This window comes from Pararobbsia alpina (assembly GCF_902859895.1).
Lineage (GTDB): Bacteria > Pseudomonadota > Gammaproteobacteria > Burkholderiales > Burkholderiaceae > Pararobbsia > Pararobbsia alpina.
The window spans coordinates 1-3,013 of the sequence record NZ_CADIKM010000123.1 but is presented as its reverse complement, the minus strand read 5'-3'; the positions used below and the strand labels follow the sequence as shown (position 1 = coordinate 3,013).

The following is a 3,013-nucleotide window of genomic DNA, read 5'->3' as shown; positions in this document are numbered from 1 at the left end:
CTGACCGCCCGCCAACTGGACGGCCGTGGCCAGCCCGTCAACGATCTGATCGTTCCATTGATCGAACACCGTGATTCGGAACGTGCCATCAGGCAGACCGCCGATGCTGAATGTGCCGTCGGCATTGCATCGCGTGAAGGCGATATCCTCGCTGTCCGGATCGCCGACACTCACATAGCACTGCGTGAAACTCAGCGACTCACGCGAGCCGCTGCTGTAGAGATTTTCGTTTGGCGGACGGCTGTAGTGCAGATTGGTAATCCTGCCCTTGACCGTGTTGTTGCAGCTCACGCCTTGACACACACCCGGCAGGCGCGCATTGATGGTCTTCGGATTCGCGAACCCGATCGTGACGTGAAAGCCCGCAGGACCGAATTCCTGGAAGTAAGCCGGACCGCCGACCTTGATGAATGCGTCATGCGCCTTCTGTCCGTCGAGCGTGTTGGTCTGCAGCCATTCTTCGCCCTTCGCGATCCGGTCGGCTGCGGGATAGGCGACGACACCATAGCGGCCCGGCATCAGATTGGCGATGATGGCCTGCCCGACAAGCGGCGACAGCGTCTTGCCGTCCGACTCGAACTTCGGACACGTCGGAATCATGCCAACCAGGCCGTCCTGCTCCGCCTTCGAAGTCTTCGAGATCGGACAGGTGTCCAAGCCGGTGGCGGGATCTTTCATCCCTTGCAAGGAATTGGACAGCGGCATGTTGAACATGTCGTAGGTCATCTGGCCGGTCGGGTCACCTGTACCGCCCGCGTCGTCAAAGAGCTTGATTTCGAAGCCTCCGAGCCCCGGCTCGCGCGCGGTCCCGAATGCGTCAGTACCACCGCTCACGTCGACTTCACCGTTGACGGGCGCGTCGTCCTCGAAGACGAACACGGAGATCTTGGCTGGCAGTAGCGGCGTCTGTTGCAGCAATACGTTGACAGCCGCCTGTGCGGGCGCGATCGACGCGCCGCCCATCGCGTGACCGCAGGTGCCGGTTCCCGGAGCGAAATCCGCGCCGCCCGGACCCGACGGACAATCCTTCGCAATGTCGAACTGCCGCTTTGCGCCGTCGGGGTTGCTCGGGTTGACGGGCTTGGGCGCGCCGGCTCCGGCCGTGAACGTGTTGCCGGCATCGCCCGGCAGAATCGAGATGTAGTAGTGCTTCTTTGGATCGAGCGCGACCTGCCTCGGATCGACGGGCGTCTGTTGGGCGGCATCCATGCGGCATCCCCCGTTGCCTACGTCGCACACCGCGGGCACGTGGGCGTTGGTCGCAGGGTCGAGCACCGTCTGCCCGGATTCGCATGAGACGGTACCCATGCAGCCCGCGGCGATGACTGGCATGTAGCTGGTGTGAAAGCTCGTGCCGAGGCTGGGAACCGGCAGCGGCGGGCACGAGGCCGGGCGCGGCGTGGTGTTCACCTGGCAGGCAGGGTCGATCTGGAACGTGCGGTCTTCCTCGATGATCCAGCGATAGTCATTGATCACCGTGCCGATCTTCGCGTCCTTGACCGCGACCGCAAGGCCGCTGCCGCCCTTGAACGTCACCGTCACGGTAGCGGCGGCGCTCGGCGTGTTCTGCGAATTCACCGCCTTGTAGTGAAACGTGACGTTGGCGGTGCCGTTTCCGACGGGCGGCACCGACGGTACGACGTTGAACGAGCCGTCCGCATTCAGCGTAACAGTCCCACCCGTCGCACTGCCGACCACGGACGCGGACAACGGCAGCCCCGAAGGATCCTTGTCGTTGGCGAGCACGCCCGGGGCGCCGATGTGCAACTGCGACGCAATGTTGCTGCTGTAGATGTCGTCGTTCGCCGTGGGTGTGCCTGACAGACAGTTCGAACCTGAGGTGCACGCGGCAAGCGTCACCGTGGCAGTGAGCGCGGGATTGCCGTTGGCCTGGTACACGAAACTGTCCGACGTCGTGCCCGAGTTCGGCACGTAATTGAAGGTGCCGTTCGGATTGAGCGTGAGTACGCCCCCCGTTGGCGGCGTCTTGACCTGCACGCCGAACACGCCGACGTCGTTGGACATGACGCCTCGGCCAGGGGCCACGACATTGAGCGCATTGCCCGGCACGAGGAAATACGAATCCGGATTCGCTACTGCACCCGAGTTGCCGGCTGCCGACGTCGACGCCGCGCCGCCGTTGACGCTGATGTAGCCTTGCATCCCGCCGTCGCGCTGATTGTTGGTCGACAGGCTCAGCTCGCGGTCGAATACCGGCAGAGCGAGCGCGCCGGTTGCCGGAGCGTTGATCAACACGTCGTTAGTTTTGCCGGCCGCGAGAAATGTCGCCGTCTGCACGCGTGGGTTGCCAGGCAAGACGTTACCGTCCTCCGCAACCAGCGAAAAGCCGGACACGAGCAGATTACCCGGAGGAATGCTCGTCTGCGCGCTCACGACTGACGGAACGTGCATGCGCAGCCCGGCATTCACGAAGCGCAGCAGCACGAGCCCGGTGGACGCGGGCGCGGCGACCGGAAATGTCGACCCGCTTACATTCGAACGGTCGAATGCAACACCGTTGATCAGGTAGTAGCGCGGATCGTAGTTCACGGCGGGCGGATAGCAGGTGCCGAAGCTCGGCGATTTCGGATCGCCGCACGCTCCGGACTGCCCGGACCACACCTTCGTTTCGCTAAAGCCGGATGTCGTCACTGCCGAGGCGACCGCTGCGTTTTGCACCGGGTCGATCTCGCTCAGCACGAGCGGCAGATCGGCGTCGTAACTGATGCCTGGGTAAGCCACCGCGCGCGTGGTGCCGTTTGCCGGCGTGCTGACGATGAGCACCCCGTAGAGACCCATCGGCCCCTGGATGGACGGATGCGTTCCCGACTCGATGAGGTAGGTGCCAGGCCTGAGGTCGGACCAGGTCAGCGCGGTCGTTTGGCCGGTCGTCACCTCGCTGGCAAACGACTGCACGCGGGGTCCCTGCGTGGGCGGGGTGAACGTCGCGCCACTCCCGGTTCCCGCAATCGGCCAGGTCGTCGCGGTTTGCGTCGGATGCACCGGGCTGGGC

Annotated in this window: 1 protein-coding gene; it reads right to left on the bottom strand. The window is 64.2% G+C overall.

Going from position 1 to position 3,013, the window contains the following annotated elements:
- Nucleotides 1-3,013, bottom strand: a 3,013-nt coding sequence (locus HV670_RS29595) for an Ig-like domain-containing protein (protein WP_246258117.1), incomplete at both ends; no start/stop codon positions are given.